General features: G+C 42.7%; 15 protein-coding genes. 9 read left to right on the top strand and 6 right to left on the bottom strand.

Annotated features, from left to right (window positions below; genetic code table 11):
• Positions 1 to 61: 61 nt before the first annotated feature.
• A complete protein-coding gene (locus FTU00_RS09295; RefSeq protein ID WP_180179590.1) occupies positions 62 to 1,777 on the top strand; it encodes an AAA family ATPase in 1,716 nt (571 codons plus the stop codon).
• Positions 1,778 to 1,986: 209 nt separating this feature from the next.
• Here FTU00_RS09295 and FTU00_RS09290 read toward each other — a convergent pair whose 3' ends face one another.
• Complete coding sequence (locus FTU00_RS09290) at positions 1,987 to 2,439, bottom strand: DUF441 domain-containing protein (RefSeq protein WP_159124011.1); 453 nt, start codon at positions 2,437 to 2,439, stop codon at positions 1,987 to 1,989.
• Between the two features lie 136 nt (positions 2,440 to 2,575).
• On the opposite strand from FTU00_RS09290, the gene FTU00_RS09285 reads away from it, so the two are divergent.
• Positions 2,576 to 3,283 (top strand): pseudouridine synthase, encoded by a 708-nt coding sequence (locus FTU00_RS09285; RefSeq protein WP_180138704.1) that lies wholly within the window; start codon positions 2,576 to 2,578, stop codon positions 3,281 to 3,283.
• 10 nt (positions 3,284 to 3,293) lie between these two features.
• Here the strand turns inward: FTU00_RS09285 and FTU00_RS09280 are convergent, their stop codons facing one another.
• From FTU00_RS09280 to FTU00_RS09270, 3 genes are all read right to left on the bottom strand, one after another.
• Positions 3,294 to 3,737: a GNAT family N-acetyltransferase gene (locus FTU00_RS09280; RefSeq protein WP_004784033.1), complete on the bottom strand. Its 444-nt coding sequence runs from the start codon at positions 3,735 to 3,737 to the stop codon at positions 3,294 to 3,296.
• 99 nt (positions 3,738 to 3,836) lie between these two features.
• A complete protein-coding gene (locus tag FTU00_RS09275) occupies positions 3,837 to 4,184 on the bottom strand; it encodes a type II toxin-antitoxin system RelB/DinJ family antitoxin (protein ID WP_159124009.1) in 348 nt (115 codons plus the stop codon).
• A 113-nt stretch (positions 4,185 to 4,297) separates the two neighbouring features.
• A complete protein-coding gene (locus FTU00_RS09270; protein WP_180179599.1) occupies positions 4,298 to 5,206 on the bottom strand; it encodes an RluA family pseudouridine synthase in 909 nt (302 codons plus the stop codon).
• Between the two features lie 129 nt (positions 5,207 to 5,335).
• Here FTU00_RS09270 and tsaE point away from each other — a divergent pair, with 129 nt between their 5' ends.
• The 4 genes from tsaE (at position 5,336) to hfq (ending at position 9,336) form a co-directional block, all read left to right on the top strand.
• Positions 5,336 to 5,812: a tRNA (adenosine(37)-N6)-threonylcarbamoyltransferase complex ATPase subunit type 1 TsaE gene (gene tsaE, locus FTU00_RS09265; RefSeq protein ID WP_034590094.1), complete on the top strand. Its 477-nt coding sequence runs from the start codon at positions 5,336 to 5,338 to the stop codon at positions 5,810 to 5,812.
• The gene (gene mutL, locus FTU00_RS09260) at positions 5,805 to 7,775 is read left to right on the top strand and encodes a DNA mismatch repair endonuclease MutL (protein WP_180179589.1); all 1,971 of its coding nucleotides are present in this window, start codon (positions 5,805 to 5,807) and stop codon (positions 7,773 to 7,775) included. Before tsaE ends, mutL begins: the two co-directional genes overlap by 8 nt.
• A 6-nt stretch (positions 7,776 to 7,781) precedes the next feature.
• Positions 7,782 to 8,726 (top strand): tRNA (adenosine(37)-N6)-dimethylallyltransferase MiaA, encoded by a 945-nt coding sequence (gene miaA, locus FTU00_RS09255; protein WP_180179588.1) that lies wholly within the window; start codon positions 7,782 to 7,784, stop codon positions 8,724 to 8,726.
• 91 nt (positions 8,727 to 8,817) lie between these two features.
• Positions 8,818 to 9,336, top strand: a complete 519-nt coding sequence (hfq, locus tag FTU00_RS09250; RefSeq protein WP_180017623.1) for an RNA chaperone Hfq — start codon at positions 8,818 to 8,820, stop codon at positions 9,334 to 9,336.
• A gap of 101 nt (positions 9,337 to 9,437) precedes the next feature.
• Here the strand turns inward: hfq and FTU00_RS09245 are convergent, their stop codons facing one another.
• Both FTU00_RS09245 and lptC read right to left on the bottom strand, forming a co-directional pair.
• Entirely contained in the window at positions 9,438 to 10,745 is a 1,308-nt protein-coding gene (locus FTU00_RS09245; protein WP_180179587.1) for a peptidylprolyl isomerase, read from the bottom strand.
• Positions 10,745 to 13,216: an LPS export ABC transporter periplasmic protein LptC gene (gene lptC, locus FTU00_RS09240; protein ID WP_180179586.1), complete on the bottom strand. Its 2,472-nt coding sequence runs from the start codon at positions 13,214 to 13,216 to the stop codon at positions 10,745 to 10,747. Before lptC ends, FTU00_RS09245 begins: the two co-directional genes overlap by 1 nt.
• A gap of 121 nt (positions 13,217 to 13,337) precedes the next feature.
• Here lptC and FTU00_RS09235 point away from each other — a divergent pair, with 121 nt between their 5' ends.
• The 3 genes from FTU00_RS09235 (at position 13,338) to rsmG (ending at position 15,759) form a co-directional block, all read left to right on the top strand.
• Positions 13,338 to 14,351 carry an aminoglycoside phosphotransferase family protein gene (locus FTU00_RS09235; protein ID WP_180179585.1) on the top strand — a complete coding sequence of 338 codons (1,014 nt, stop codon included), beginning with the start codon at positions 13,338 to 13,340 and terminating at the stop codon, positions 14,349 to 14,351.
• Complete coding sequence (gene murU / locus FTU00_RS09230) at positions 14,352 to 15,041, top strand: N-acetylmuramate alpha-1-phosphate uridylyltransferase MurU (protein ID WP_180068812.1); 690 nt, start codon at positions 14,352 to 14,354, stop codon at positions 15,039 to 15,041.
• Positions 15,042 to 15,126: 85 nt separating this feature from the next.
• Complete coding sequence (gene rsmG / locus FTU00_RS09225; RefSeq protein ID WP_166139427.1) at positions 15,127 to 15,759, top strand: 16S rRNA (guanine(527)-N(7))-methyltransferase RsmG; 633 nt, start codon at positions 15,127 to 15,129, stop codon at positions 15,757 to 15,759.
• The last annotated feature ends 5 nt before the right edge of the window (positions 15,760 to 15,764 follow it).

Here is a 15,764-nt window from a genome sequence, read left to right as displayed (position 1 = left end):
AAGCTTAACTTTTCCGGCAAAAATCGTTAGGCTATAGCCGTTCTTTTACGGTATCTCTTTTATGAAACAGGAAACTGCACTTAAGCTCTTAAAAGCAGGGGAAAATGTCTTTTTAACCGGTTCTGCGGGTGCAGGGAAAACTTATACGCTCAATCAATATATCAATTATCTGAAAGCCCGTAAGGTGTCGGTCGCCATTACTGCGTCGACTGGTATTGCGGCAACGCATATGAATGGTATGACCATTCATACCTGGGCCGGAATCGGGATCAAAGACTTTTTGTCTGAAGAAGACCTGAAGCGGATGAAAGAGCGTAAATACCTGAAAGAACACTTGGAAAATGCGCAAGTTCTGATTATTGATGAAATTTCTATGCTGCATGCCAAGCAGCTCAATCTGGTCAATCAGGTACTGAAATATTTCAGGGAAAGTGATGAAGCTTTCGGTGGGATTCAGGTCATTGTCGCAGGGGACTTTTTCCAGTTGCCGCCCGTTGGAAAAAATGATGAACGTAACCGCGATAAATTCTGCTTTATGTCGGATGCTTGGGTTGAAGCCAAGTTTCGGGTTTGTTATCTGACCGAGCAGCATCGTCAGGGTAATGACTATCTGAATGATATTCTGAATGCCATTCGTGCACAGGCCATTTCACCTGAACATCGTTCAGCACTGCAGGCTACACGTCAGCAGAATATTGGCGATAACTATACACGTCTCTATACCCACAATATGGATGTAGACAGCATTAACTTTAAGCATCTGAATGAAATTGATCAGGATCCACGCCAGTTTGATGCGCAATGTGATGGCAATGAAAAACTGATAGAAACCTTAAAGTCTTCAGTCCGTGCACCCGAAGCCTTAACCCTGAAAAAACATGCCAAGGTCATGTTCGTGAAAAATAACTTTGATATGGGCTATATCAACGGCAGTCTGGGTGAAGTGATCGGCTTTGAAGATGATGATGAGCATGGCGTTCTGCCAAAGGTCAAACTGACAGATGGAACTACCCTGATTGTAGAGCCTGAAACCTGGTCGGTGGATAATGAAGCAGGCAAAACCATTGCCAGTTTCCAGCAGATTCCATTACGTCTGGCTTGGGCGATTACCATTCATAAGTCTCAAGGCATGACGCTAGAAGCTGCTGAGATTGACTTGAGCCATACCTTTGAAAAAGGTCAAGGTTATGTAGCATTATCCCGTTTGAAAAGCTTAAATGGTCTACGTTTGAAAGGCTTTAATGAACAGGCTCTGGAACTGGATAGTCTTGCCATTAAAGCTGATCGCCGCTTTCGGGAACTGTCGGATGAAGCTGAAGCGAATTTTGAAAACGTGGATTTGACTGTACAGCATAAGGCCTTTATCCGTCATTGTGGTGGCACTTTGAACGAAGTCGAGATCCAGCGCAATGAGAAGAAAATTGCCAAAAATGGTGGCAAGCAAAACTACGCGACTGCAACCTTGGATGAAACCCGTGAACTGTTTGAAGAAGGTTATGAGATTTCCGATATTGCAACTGAACGTGGTTTAACGCCGGCAACCATCATTAACCATCTGGGGCGTTTGCATAAGGAGCAAGGGCTGGATATCTCAGTGGCTCATCCGGGTGAAGAAGTCGTTGAACAAGTCCGCAAGATTTATAAACGTCTAACCAAACGTCAAAACTCAGATCATTTTAATGATGATGGCAGTATTAAATTACGTCCGATCGTGGAACTGACCAGTCCGCGTATGGGTTATGATCAGGTACGTTTGGCTTTGCTGTTTGTGGAATAAAATTTGAGTTTTTAAATTTTAGTATTTAACCTGAGCTTTTACTTTTGAAAGATCAAAAGTAACAAAAATCTTTTGTTGGATTGAAGGTACATCCTGTACCTCAATCCAACGAGCGACATCCATGTCGCTGATCATGTGATTTAATACTTTGCAGTTCATAATTTTAGAATGTTAATTTTTAAGAATATTGCACAATCATGGTTAAAGGCTTATTGCGTTCCAATCAATAACGATAAAATCCCGGCCGCAATTAATGGCCCGACAGGGACACCACGAAGTACCGCGACACCTGCGACTGTACCAATTAATAGACCTGCAACGACATCAGGCTGACTCGACATCAGTTTCACCCCACGTCCACCAAGCCAGGCAACGAATAGACCGATTGCAATTGCCAGTAAAGATTTCCAGCTCAGAAATGATTTAAGAATACTGTCACCAGGAATTTTCCCGCTAGCAATCGGAGTCAATACGCCAATGGTTAAAATAATAATCCCGATATTTAGGCCATGTTGCTGTACATAAGGTAAGAGTTCATTGAGAGGCGTGATTTTTAATACGATCAACACGGCCGCAGCAATGGTCACAGCAGTATTATGACTAAAAATACCGCAAGCCAGTAGAACCAGAAGAACAAGCAGATTCAGATCAAGTTGGGACATGAGGAGATAAAAAAATGAAAAGTCACAGGATTATAGGCTTTTTAGCCATTTAAAGGGAGAATGCTCTACAAGAAATGAATCTGGTTAGTTTTCAGTATAGAATGCGCCTATCCCTCATTTAAACAGGTTTAGACAGATGCTATTGGAAAAAATGTTGCAATCACAAGGTTTCGGCTCACGAAAACATTGTCAGCAACTGATTAAAAATGGTGCTGTTTCGATTCAGGGCGAACTCATCGATAACCCCAAGCATAAGCTGAATCTGCAAGATCTGACTTTTAGCGTCTATGGTCATGAGTATCGCTATCGGGAAAAAGTATATATCGCGCTCAATAAGCCTCAAGATTATGAATGCTCACATCAGGCTACCCATCATTTCAGTGTATTTGATCTGTTTGATGATACCTTGTTAAACCGTGGAATCCAATGTGTAGGTCGTCTCGATCAGGACACCACCGGACTGTTATTGCTGACGGATGATGGTCAGTTTTTACAAGCGTTGACCCATCCTAAGAAACATGTGGCGAAAGTCTATCAGATGACTACTGCCGATCCCGTAACAGATGAGCAGATTCAACAGCTTGAACAGGGTGTGGAATTGAGAAATGAAAAAGGCACCTTTGCTGCTACAGATATTGTTCGTCTGAATGACAATCGACTGCAAATGACCATTCATCAAGGTGTGTATCATCAGGTGAAACGTATGCTGGCAGCTGTTGGCAATAAAGTGGAGCAGCTGCATCGTGCCCAGATTGGTGCATTGGCCTTGAATGAACTGGCAATAGGGGAATGGACCTATCTGGACGCAGAACAAGTGGCACAGGCAAAATTCCGTACCGAATAAAGTCTGGAATTTATTTCAGGAAACAATGAAAAGTTACGAATTCATTGTCCTGAATGAACCCAAGTGACTCATAAAGTTTATGTGACTGATAATTGGTTTTTTGCGTTTCCAGGCTGATTCGAAGCGCATTTTCATGCCGGGCAAATAAAATAGCAGTATCAATTAGTTGTTTGGCTGCACCATGCCGGCGATAAGGCGGGCTAATATAGACATCGTCCAGCACATAATAGGTAGAACATGCGACTGAGGAAAATCTTAAATACAGCAGAATAAATCCGGTAAAAATATCATCCTTGGTGTTGATAAAAATGACAGTTTGACCATCTTCAAAACGCTGTTTCAAAAACTCGTAAGATAAATCCAGATTGGAAGAAGTACCATAAAATTGACGGTACTCATCAAATAAAACGGCCAGGTTAGGTAGATCTTCTGACTGGGCACGTCGCACGATCATCGGCTTACTCCATGTTAATTTTATTATTTATCATTAACATCAAGCATAGCGAAGTTTGAAAGGAGAGAAACTTAAGAATTGTTCGTAAATGCAACAATGTTAAATTTTGTCGCTTTCACCTAAAATAGCATTCAGTTCTTCAAATAAATCAAAATGATCATCATCCAGATTCATTTCCTGATGATCTGCTGGAATCGCTGTAGCACTTGGACTTGAGCTTTGTTCTGCCTTAATTTCATTCTGTTTCTGCTTGCGTAACTTGATCAGCTGTTCCAGATTAATATTCTGATTTTCAATCGAGAAGGGGATTGATTTGGTCAGAACCACCTGTTTAAAAAAAAGACGAACTGCCTGAGCCGGCGTAATCCCCAATTGTTTAAATACTGCAAATGCCTGTTTCTTTTCTTGGGAATCCAGGCGAATTTGATAAACTTCAGTTTTTCTCATAATATTTTCAAAGCTTTAAATTACTTAACTTTTCGCCTTATTCTAATCGATAACTTCGGGATTTCAATCCTCAAGTTGCCGTTTTTAGAAAATAATCTGTAATGACAAGAGATTTACAGTGTCAATTCAAGTTCAGAGCTAAATTGCATCTGCTTTTGGGTAACTGGATCCGTAAACTGAATGTGTTTGGCTAGTAGCTGTAAAGGTGCAGAAAAATCATCATCCGCCTTATGGGAAACCTGCGGATAAAAAGGATCATTCTGGATCGGAATCCCCAAATGACTTAAGTGTACCCTTAACTGATGCTGCTTTCCTGTATGCGGTTTTAGCTCATATTTGCCCCATTGCTGATCATGTTGCAGCAATTGAATTTCGGTTTCGCTATTAGGCTCTCCTTCTACCACCTGCATGGTATAAAAGGGCTGGCCTTTCTCCATTTTCAGCTTTGTGATGAGCGGAAAACTTAAATCATCACGATAAGCCGCAATCGCATGATAGGTTTTTTGTACCTGCCGAGTCGCAAACATTTGCTGATAAACGCCACGCGATTGCACACATTTTGAAATCAGCACCACACCTGCCGTTTCACGATCTAAGCGATGAATTGGAGTGAGATGTTCATTTCCGGTTTGCTGTTTTAGGCGTACCAGCAAGGTTTCCTGTACATATTGCCCAGTAGGACTCATGGTCAGAAAATGCGGTTTATCAACGACCAGCAGATGTTCATTCTCAAACAGAATCTGATGCTGAAAAGGAACATGCACTTCGTGTGCCAAAAAACGATAGTAAAAACAATGAGTATTCGCTTGAAAAGAACTTTCGATGCTTAAGGTATTACCCTGAGCATCATAAACCAGACCATTATCGAAACGGGATTGCCATTCGCTCGACTCAATATGTGGAAATTGTGCACAGAGATAGGAATAGACTGTCTTGGGTGAATCAGCTGTCGCTTGCAGGAATACTTTACTTGCCGTAACCCCATTCAGCATGGGTGGGCTAAATTCAACAGTCGAAGTCATCACAACGTGGATCTATCTCTGGTCTGGAACGGATGCTGTGAAAAAATACAGTTTCTCACAGAGGTGAATAGGCTTTTAAAGCGTTGCGATGCTATCATAATTATTCTTTTTCATCATGTCGTGAGTAATATGCCTTATTCATTTAATGTCACTTTAAAACATGAAGATGACACCCAAAATCTGGCCAAAGTTCTGGCAAATAATTTTTCTTCGGGCGTTATATATCTGATTGGTGACTTGGGTGCGGGGAAAACCACGCTGACGCGTTATTACTTACAACAACTCGGTCATAAAGGCTCAGTAAAAAGTCCGACTTATACGCTGGTGGAACCGTATCAGGTGAATGGTCAGGATATCTTTCATTTTGATTTATATCGTCTCAATGACCCTTATGAACTTGAATTGATGGGAATCCGGGATTATTTAGAAACTCCCAATGCGCTATTTCTATTTGAATGGCCTTCTAAGGGGGGTGATGAAATCCCGCAAGCCGATTTAATTATTGAAATTTTAAAATCAGAAGATGAGCTGACCCGTACTGCAAGTCTGATTTCTTCTAATCTGGCATTACAGCAAGCTTTGGAGCGTGAATTCCCAAATGGTTGATGATTTAAGTATACGCCGTATCCGTGCACTTGATCCTGCGCTGGCGAACCAGATTGCCGCAGGTGAGGTGATTGAACGTCCTGCATCTGTGGTCAAGGAGTTGCTGGAAAACTCGATTGATGCAGGTGCGACCGAGCTGATCATCCGGGTGGAACAGGGCGGTAGTACGCTGATTGAAATCATTGACAATGGCCGAGGCATTCATTATGAGGATTTGCCACTGGCTGTGATGCGTCACGCGACCAGTAAGATTCAGACAGCTGAAGAGCTGCATGCGATTACCAGTTTGGGCTTTCGTGGTGAAGCGCTGGCCTCGATTGCCGCAGTGTCTCGTCTGACTTTAACCAGTAGCCAGAATGAAGATGGCATTGGCTATCAGGTTGAAGTGAACGGTACGGCTTTTGATCATCAGGAGATTCAACCTGTCGCAGCCTCCAAAGGTACCCAGATCCGGGTGCAGGATTTATTCTTCAATGTCCCGGCGCGGCGCAAATTCCTGAAAAAGCCCGGCACTGAATTTGGACATATCGAAGAAATTGTTCGCCGTATGGCTTTAACGCATTTCGATATTCGCTTTGTATTGGAGCATAACCAAACGATCAAGCTGAATTTGCCGGTTGCAGATAGTGGAGCTTTGCGTTTTCAACGTGTGCAACAATTACTTGGCCGTCAGTTTACTGAAAATGCTTACTGGATTGATGCAGACAGTATCAATATGCGTTTATCAGGCTGGCTTGGACATCCTTCGGATGCACGGGCTCAAGCCGATTTGCAATATGTCTATGTGAATGGCCGGATCGTTAAAGACAAGACCATTTCGCACGCTTTGCGTATGGCTTATGATGGGATCCTGCATGGCCATCAGCATGCCGCTTATTTACTATTTCTGGAAATTGATCCAGAAAGTATTGATGTCAATGTGCATCCGACCAAACATGAAATTCGTTTCCTGAACCAGCGTGAAGTACATGAATTTGTACGTCACTATGCCAAGGAAACCCTGGCACAATTCCAGACTGCGAGCGCTGATCTGGCTGAGGCCATGAAAACTGAGTCTGAAGCTGTTGCGATTACACCTCAGCCACGCTATCAGGAGCAGTTTAGCCTGCATCAGTCCGTAGTCACTCAACCGGTTATTTCAGTCACATCTCCGTATCATCAGCGTGAAGAAGAAGCTTCTGATGTGTTAACGGATTTTGAGTCATCTGGTCCACAAACTGTGCATTATGCGCAGGATTACAATAAGTTATATTCGGGTTCGCAACAGCTGAATAATGCTTTGAAAAGTTATCTCGCGCCTTTAAGAGAAACTGAACCGGAAACCATTAATTCAGCATCGGATGCATTTCAGTCACATTTACACAGTAAAGTGGATGAGCATCCTTTGGGGATTGCGATCGCCCAGCTGCATGGGATTTATATTCTGGCGCAAAATACCGAAGGCTTAATCATCGTAGATATGCATGCGGCGCATGAGCGTATTCTGTTGCAACAGATGAAAATGGCTTGGGATAAACCGGAATTCTGGATATCCCAGCAATTGCTGATTCCTAAAGTGGTGAGCATTAGTCGTATGCAAGCCATGCGTGTTGACGAGCTCAAAGATCAACTTGCTCGTTTAGGCCTGGAAATTGACCAGTATGGTGATGAACAGGTCATTGTGCGAGGCGTACCGGCCATTTTACATAAGGCTGATTTTGATGCCTTGATCCCTGAATTACTGAATGATCTGGATCCTAATGATCAGGGACAGGGTTTAATGCAGAAACGTGACCAGATTCTTGCAGGTATGGCCTGTCATGGTGCAGTACGTGCACATCGAATGTTGAGTCTGTCAGAAATGAACGCTTTGCTGCGCCAGATGGAACAAACTGAATTTGCGAGCCAATGTAATCATGGTCGTCCAACCTGGCGAGCATTTCCATTGTCTCAACTTGATAAACTTTTCGCTCGAGGAGAGTAGCCTTACATGTCCAATCAACTGCCGGTCATCAATTTAATGGGACCAACTGCAAGCGGTAAAACTGCTTTGGCATGTGAACTATACGAGCAAAGTCATTTTGAGCTGATTTCTGTCGATTCTGCGCTAGTTTATCGGGAAATGGACATTGGTACAGCGAAACCTTCTAAAGAGGAATTAGAGCGCTATCCGCATCATCTGATTGATATTATTAGCCCGCTCGAAGTCTATTCTGCAGCAAACTTTGTCGAAGATGCTTGCCGTCTGATTGATGATATTCATGCGCATGGTAAAACACCAATTTTGGTGGGTGGCACCATGCTGTATTTTAAGGCCTTACTTGAAGGCTTATCTGACAATTTGCCAAGTGCAGATTACGCAGTACGTGCCCAGATCGAAGAGAAAGCCGCTCGTGAAGGGTGGGAAGCGGTGTATGCTGAATTATGTCAGATAGATCCTTTAGCAGGCCAGAAATTTAAAGTCAGTGATAAACAGAGAATTATCCGTGCATTAGAGGTTTTTAAGCTAACAGGTGAGCCGATTACAAAACTACAAGCAGAACAACCAAAAAATTTACCATATCGTTACAATTTCCATAATTATGCCTTAATGCCCGATCGGTTAGAATTGCACAAACGTATTGAAAAACGTCTTGAAATTATGTGGAAAAACGGATTTTTAAATGAAGTTAAAGGATTAATGGGAAAATACGATTTTGACGAAAATTTACCCTCAATGCGTTCAGTAGGTTACCGCCAAGCCATAGAATTCTTAAAAAAAGGTGACCTAAGTCATGAAAAACAACGGGAAATGGAGGATAAGGCTTTATTTGCGACACGACAACTTGCCAAACGTCAATATACCTGGTTGAGATCTTTGCAAGAAAAGCATAAATTTACAACATATTTTACGCTCGAGCAGGCCCAAGAAGACTTGCGAAACTGTCACGGATAAAGCAAAATTTGAGTACTATCTTTTTTATAATTTTTAATTGAAAAATAGAGATAGTTTTTTGCGCTGATTTTTAAATTTTTGGAGTTATAACATGTCTAAAGGTCAAACTTTACAAGATCCATTCTTGAATTCTCTCCGTAAGGAACGTATTCCAGTTTCTATCTTCCTGGTAAACGGTATCAAATTACAAGGTCACATCGAGTCTTTTGACCAATACGTTGTATTATTAAAAAATACAGTAAGCCAAATGGTTTACAAACATGCGATTTCTACAGTAGTACCTGCACGTAACCCTCGTCCAGCTGGTGCTCCTGCTGGTTCACAAGGTGCGGGCTTCGGTGGTCAAGGTGGCGCGGGTGGCTTCGGTGGTCAAGGCGCTGCTGGTGGCTTCGGTGGTCAAGGTGGCTTCGGCGGTCAAGGCGCTGGCTTCGGTGGTCAAGGCTTCGGCGGTCAAGGTGGCTTCGGTGGTCAAGGCTTCGGCGGTCAAGGTGGCTTCGGTGGTCAAGGTGCTGGCTTTGGTGGTCAAGGCGCTGGTTTCGGTGGTCAAGGCGCTGGTTTTGATAACGATTCAAAATTTGAAGATTCTTCTGACGACGAAAACAATCGTTAATCGGATCTGAAATAAAAAAGCCTCTTAATAAGAGGCTTTTTTATTGCTTAAAGAATTGAGCCATTAAAAAACCAGCATTATGCTGGCTTTCTTTTCTTAAATTAACGAGCGCGTTTAGGATCTAGCTGAGGATCTTTGATTTCTACATAGGCATTGCTACGGGTTTCACGTAACCAGCTATCTAGCTCAGCATCAAACTGGCGTTCACCCAGGATCTGGCGTGCCATACGTTCCTGATATTCCTGAGTCATATCCTGTTGACGTGTATCGGTCACTTGCAGGATATGCCAGCCAAATTGTGACTGGAACGGTTCACTAATTTGACCTACTGGCGTATTTTTCATACGCTGTTCAAATTCAGGTACCATGACACCTGGGCTGACCCAGCCTAAACTTCCGCCATCACGCGCTGAACCTGTGTCATTAGAGAAAGTAGACGCCAATACTGCAAAATCTTCACCTTGCTTAAGACGCGTATATAAGCTATCAATCATCTGTTTAGCATTTTCTGGGCTAACCACTTCTGATGTTTGAATCAGAATATGACGGGTCTGGTACTGAGGAACCAATGCTTTCTGCTCACCACCTTTACGCTCTAAAAGTTTCAGGACATGCACGCCATCTGCCGCAGGAATCAGTTCAGATGTTTGACCCGCTTGCAAAGTAGAAACACGTGCAGCGAGTTCGCCTGGGATTTCTGATAAATTTCGCACGCCCATATCAGACGCATCTACTTTAATATCGCCAGTTGAATATTTTTTGCTGATCGCCTGAATATCATTGCTGCTGCTCAAGTCATTTCTTACTTGCGCAGCAATCTGTTGAGCATTTTCTCCGGTTATACGTAAATGCAGAACATGTACCTGGCTACCTAACAGAGCTTGACCTTGTGGTGTATTCAGGAAGTTTTTCACATCCTGATCACTGATCTGGATACGTGAATTTACGGCTTGCTGGCGTAAACGGCTAAGTGCCAGATCTTCTGCAATACGGTTACGTAAAGAGGCATACGTATTCGGCGCGATAGCATCCAGTTTTTGCTGGAAAGCTTCCAAGCTAGGGGAGCCTGAATCACGTGCTACTTTAAGCACTGCTTCATTTAAAGATTTTTCATCTGGACGGATATTGAAGCGTTTGACCTGTTCCAGTTGAGCCTGACGTACAATTAGCTGTTCAAGTGCTTGTTGTTCAAGATAAGGTTGCGGTGGAACAGGCTTGTTTTGCTTTTGTAACTGGTGAGAAATTTCAGCAACGCTTTGTGCTAGATCACTACGCAGAATAGCGCTATTGTCGACAACAGCTACAACTTCATCTTTAGGTTGGGCAACAGCAAAAGTCGTCATCGCTGAAGAAAGACATAGCGCAAGTGCGGTCGCTTTAAAAATTTGTTTTAACTGTTTTGTCTTCATTAACGTTCTGTCCAAGTTTGATTGATATTGTTAAAACCTAGAATACGATTTTCTAGTAATGAGGTTAGCTTGTTGCTTAACCCGCCAAGACCTTTAAGCGTTACTTCAGCCATTACTGCACGTTTCGCCTTCACATCTGGGTCATTGATATCGTCTAGGTCATTGTAGTATGAGCGGCCATAGACAGATACTCCCCAACAGCATGACTCATAGTTTACGCCAAGTAAATATTCACGTGCGACACTATTATCCAGGTCAAATTGCGCATGGCCGACCAGACGCCAGTTATTGGCAATTGGCTGGATAAATGAGCCAACCACCTGATCATAACTTTCCTGGCGGTTTGGAATATCTTTACGATAGAAATAGCCTACGTTATATAGATCGCCCTGATCGCCCGTATAATAAACCTGTACATCACGCTGGGCATTGGAGCCATTCGACATCCAGCTAGAATTTAGGTTGACATGCACGTTTTTGTTTAACTGACTTCTAAGCTGAATAACTGGACCAGTATGGCTTTCACGGTCAAATTTATCTGCTTCACGATCTAATGTGACACGGCGATCTTCAAAGAAGAAACTTTGTCCCACACTGGCGCGTAATCGCTCTAAACCTTCTTCATTAAATAAACTGTAACTAAGACCTAAAGAAGCGAAGTTATTGTCTTCTAAGCGGTCATTACCATAGAAGCGGCGTGCACTAAATAATTGGTCATAATTAATTGAGGCTACGACAGAGTCAAAGTTTGGCTGATTGCGCTGATTTTCATACGGTGAATAAGCGTAAAACAGGCGAGGCGTCAAGGTCTGTAAATAGCGACCATCTTTTTCAAAAATTAAACCGGTGTCCAGCGTAAATTGTGGCACTACGATAGAATGATTTTCACTTGATGAGCTGGTTTGATTATTATTAATACGATCAATAGTATCTTGATCATAGAAAGTATTGATATTGCGTAATGTTGCCTGAGGAATGAAGAATGACCAAGGGGTAAAGTGATTATAGCGTACCGAGAAATCATTATAGATGCGTGTACCACTTGGTTGATAGATGGCTTCATCACCGGTATCAATATTTTCGGTATTTCTGATGTCTTTCTGGAAATAAGCTGTATCGTTATTAAATTCGTATTGCAAACCTAACGGGTTACCGGTCTTATAATTCACCAAAAGCTGCGGCAAACGCGCATAAGGGCGATCTTCATCCAAAACGGCAGGATCAAGCGTCTGGAAATCTTCAACTTTAAACTGAGCTTTTAAGCCGGGGATACCATTTTTATAATTAACTTCCCAGGCGCGGCGCAAGTTCAGGTCTGTTTTTGAATCTGGGTTATTATCCAGATCGGCAAAAAAGTCCTTGTCTGATGCGTAATTATATTCAAGATTTGTTGAGAACTGATCGTTGATTTGCCAGTTATGCAGGAAGTGCAGGTCTTTACGGTCTTTATCGCCATAACTTTCATCAGAGGGCAGGTAGCCACCCCAAATCCGGCCTTCACCATAGTTTTCTGTTAAATAACGAAACTCGCCATCCAGCATCGCGCCACGATCACTGATATAACGTGGTGTAATGGTCGCATCATATTGTGGTGCCAAGTTAAGATAAACCGGCACACCCAATTCCAGACCACCATCATTGGTAAATCCGAAAGTTGGCGTCAGAATCCCTGTGGTACGGCGATCATCGATTGGGAAGTTAAAATAAGGAACAGCCAGTACCGGAACATCTTTCACATAGAGCTTGGTATTACGGGTTTCACCGCGACCGGTTTCCTGATTCAGCTTGATTTGATCTGCCTGAATTTTCCAGGTCGGTTTTTGCTCAGGTGGACAGGTAGAATAGGTGGCATTTTCCAGTTCAAGCGTATCGTCTGAGGTTTTGGCAATCTTTTCAGCACGGCCATGCGCATGCTGTTCTTCCGCAATGAAGAAACTGTTGTTTAAGTCACCTTGCTGGGTTTTTAGGTTGTAATTGATATCATCGCTTTGCGAAATCAAGCCACCTTGGGCCAGTTGGACTTGACCTTCTGCCTTAGCATAGGTTTGAGTCTGATCAATCGTCACGCGTTCCGCACGAATCTGGCGACCTTCCTGATCAATGACCACATTGCCTTCTAAATAGGAATCACCGGCCGGATTATAATGGCCATAGTCTGCAGTAATGGTTGAAGTTGCCTGTTCAGGGTCAATCGTCGGTGCATCAGGTGCAATAGGAGTGACCCAGGCACCTTCACAATAGGCTGAACTGAGATATTTACCTTGACGCTGCTGTGCTTCTGGTGAAGATTTATCCACATAATATTGTGAGAAGAATGCTTCACCGGGGTAGGTCTCATTAATGCGCAGTTTGAGTTGTTCCGCATTTACATTGGATGAGTCATTTGATGCAGCATAGCTTGAGACCGAGCTACTACATAAAAGGGTTAAGATCGCAGTCGCTAGAGGGTTTATTTTAAAGTGATGCTTCATTTGTCTCATTAACCAATCATGCTTTTATCGCAATTAATTATTGTCGCATCATAGAGAAAAAGTTGATAAGTAGCTACACTTAGCACTTTAAAAACTCAGCCTGTACTAGAATTTATTGCAAATGAATACTCAACGCGAACAATTGATACAATCTTGGATTGCTTCTGTACTCGGTTCAGATCAATTTGAAACACATTTTTTAGCAGGCGATGCAAGTTTTCGTCGTTATGCACGAATCAAACTGAATAATAAAACATTTATGCTCATGGATGCACCACCAGAAAAAGAAGATTGTGTGCCTTTTGTGACGATTGATGAATTTTTTGATGCCCATGGCGTACGTGTTCCACACATCGTGGCCAAAGACCTGGAAAATGGCTTTTTGCTGCTCGAAGATTTTGGTGATGTGCTGTTATCAAATCTGCTGAATGATCAGACGGTTGATGCCTATTATGAGCAAAGTTTTAAACAGCTGATTCAGCTGCAGTCCATTCCTGGAGAAGGTCAGTTTCCTGCTTATTCTTATGAGAAGCTTATTTCTGAAATGGAGCTGCTGACTGAGTGGATGCTACCTGCTCTAAAAATTCAGCCAACAGAATCAGAGTCTGCTCTGATCAAGCGCACATTCGCGATACTGGCGAATGCTGCTTTGGCACAACCACAAGTCATTGTGCATCGTGATTTCCATAGCCGTAACCTGATGAAAATCGAAAATGAAACCGAACTGGGTGTAATTGATTTTCAGGATGCAGTAATCGGTGCTGATACCTATGACCTGATTTCGATTACCCGTGATGCCTATGTGCAGTGGAATGCAGATCGGGTGTATCGCTGGTTTAAAGTGTTCTATGATCTGTTACCAGCAGCGGCAAAACAGGACCGTGATTTCGAACAGTTCAAAAAAGATGCGGATATGATGGCCATTCAGCGCCATATCAAGATTTTAGGTATTTTTGTCCGCTTGTTTGAGCGAGATGGTAAATCTGGCTATCTAAAAGACCTGCCACGTGTGATGTGGTATCTGCTGGAAGAAACCAAAGACTATCCTGAATTACAGCCATTTATGCAGTTCATTCATGAAAAAGTGATGCCAGCTTTTGAAGCAAAATATGGTTCATACGAGGTAGCGGCCTAAATGAAAGCGATGATTCTCGCGGCTGGCTTGGGCAACCGCATGCGTCCTTTAACTTTGCATACGCCAAAACCTTTACTAGAAGTGGGTGGTAAGCCGCTAATTGTCTGGCATATTGAAAAACTGGCTGCGATGGGCGTGAATGAAGTTGTCATTAATACGGCTTGGTTAGGTGAAAAACTGGCTCAGGCGTTGGGTGATGGTTCACAGTTTGGTGTCAAGATTTTATGGTCACATGAAGGTGAAGGTCTGGAAACAGCCGGTGGCATTATTAATGCTTTACCACTGCTTGGTGATGAGCCTTTCATTTTGGTCAATGGCGATGTCTGGACGACTATGGACTTTGCACCTTTATTGAATGTTGAGCTGGGTGAAAATTTGGCACATCTGGTATTGGTACAAAACCCGGAACAGCATCCAAACGGTGATTTCACGCTTGCTGACGGCAAGGCTTATACCTTTGATCAGCAGATCAGTGGTGAAAATCTGACTTTTAGCGGTGTATCAGTGATTCATCCGAAAATGTTTGCAGGCTTAGAGGCTGGAAAGCGTCCTTTGGCACCATTATTAAAAGCAGCAATGCTGGAAAATAAGATTGCTGCCTCTAAATTGACAGGCATTTGGGTAGATGTAGGAACGCCTGAGCGTTTGAATGCACTAGATTCAATGATCCGTGAAGGGAAGTCTGCTTAAGTGAATATTCACTAAGCACTCCCTACTGTGCCAATATAGAGAAAACGGTATACTTCCACTTAACTTTTTCGAGCGTTGATTGTTTATGCACACGTTTTTTCAAGAACTAAAGCAGGGTAGCCAGGCTTTAGGTTTAGAGCTGTCGGATGAAGCTTTAAATTTATTACTCAAGTACCAAGACGCTTTGGTACTGTGGAATAAAGCATACAATTTGACTGCAATCCGTGATCCTAAAGAAATGCTGGTCAAGCATCTGCTTGACAGTCTGAGTATTTTGAAGGATTTGCCTGCAGGTCGTTTGCTCGATATCGGAACTGGTGGGGGTATGCCGGGCATGATCATTGCTTTATGTCAGCCTGAGCGTGATTGCGTACTACTGGATTCAAACGGTAAAAAAATTCGTTTCCTCAAGCAGTTTATTGCAGACCTAAAATTAAAAAATGTCATTGCAGTACAAACCCGTGTGGAAAATGAAGACAGTATCAATGAGCTGGGTCAGTTTGATGTGATTACCAGTCGTGCATTTGCTTCATTGACAGATTTTGTGAATGCGTCTAAACCGTATATGCATGAGCAGAGTATTATTGCTTCCATGAAAGGTTTGATTCCTGAAGAGGAAGTGGCAGCATTAAAAGATGAATTTAGCTGTCAGATTATTGAACTGAAGGTTCCGCGCTTGGACGAACAACGTCATTTACTTCTATTAAAACGTATTTAAAATTT

The organism is Acinetobacter sp. YH12041 (genome assembly GCF_013419975.1).
Classification (GTDB): Bacteria; Pseudomonadota; Gammaproteobacteria; order Pseudomonadales; family Moraxellaceae; genus Acinetobacter.
The sequence above is the reverse complement of the archived record's forward strand: the minus strand, read 5'-3'. Positions and strand labels throughout refer to the sequence as shown.

Bases quoted from the DNA above. Each gene is read 5' to 3' on its own strand.
- FTU00_RS09295 (WP_180179590.1), top strand. From the start codon at position 62: ATGAAACAGGAAACTGCACTTAAGCTCTTAAAAGCAGGGGAAAATGTC.
- FTU00_RS09270 (WP_180179599.1), bottom strand. From the start codon at position 5,206: ATGACTTCGACTGTTGAATTTAGCCCACCCATGCTGAATGGGGTTACG.
- miaA (WP_180179588.1), top strand. From the start codon at position 7,782: ATGTCCAATCAACTGCCGGTCATCAATTTAATGGGACCAACTGCAAGC.
- FTU00_RS09290 (WP_159124011.1), bottom strand. From the start codon at position 2,439: ATGTCCCAACTTGATCTGAATCTGCTTGTTCTTCTGGTTCTACTGGCT.
- rsmG (WP_166139427.1), top strand. From the start codon at position 15,127: ATGCACACGTTTTTTCAAGAACTAAAGCAGGGTAGCCAGGCTTTAGGT.
- murU (WP_180068812.1), top strand. From the start codon at position 14,352: ATGAAAGCGATGATTCTCGCGGCTGGCTTGGGCAACCGCATGCGTCCT.
- FTU00_RS09280 (WP_004784033.1), bottom strand. From the start codon at position 3,737: ATGATCGTGCGACGTGCCCAGTCAGAAGATCTACCTAACCTGGCCGTT.
- mutL (WP_180179589.1), top strand. From the start codon at position 5,805: ATGGTTGATGATTTAAGTATACGCCGTATCCGTGCACTTGATCCTGCG.
- FTU00_RS09245 (WP_180179587.1), bottom strand. From the start codon at position 10,745: ATGAAGACAAAACAGTTAAAACAAATTTTTAAAGCGACCGCACTTGCG.
- hfq (WP_180017623.1), top strand. From the start codon at position 8,818: ATGTCTAAAGGTCAAACTTTACAAGATCCATTCTTGAATTCTCTCCGT.
- FTU00_RS09235 (WP_180179585.1), top strand. From the start codon at position 13,338: ATGAATACTCAACGCGAACAATTGATACAATCTTGGATTGCTTCTGTA.
- FTU00_RS09285 (WP_180138704.1), top strand. From the start codon at position 2,576: ATGCTATTGGAAAAAATGTTGCAATCACAAGGTTTCGGCTCACGAAAA.
- tsaE (WP_034590094.1), top strand. From the start codon at position 5,336: ATGCCTTATTCATTTAATGTCACTTTAAAACATGAAGATGACACCCAA.
- FTU00_RS09275 (WP_159124009.1), bottom strand. From the start codon at position 4,184: ATGAGAAAAACTGAAGTTTATCAAATTCGCCTGGATTCCCAAGAAAAG.
- lptC (WP_180179586.1), bottom strand. From the start codon at position 13,216: ATGAAGCATCACTTTAAAATAAACCCTCTAGCGACTGCGATCTTAACC.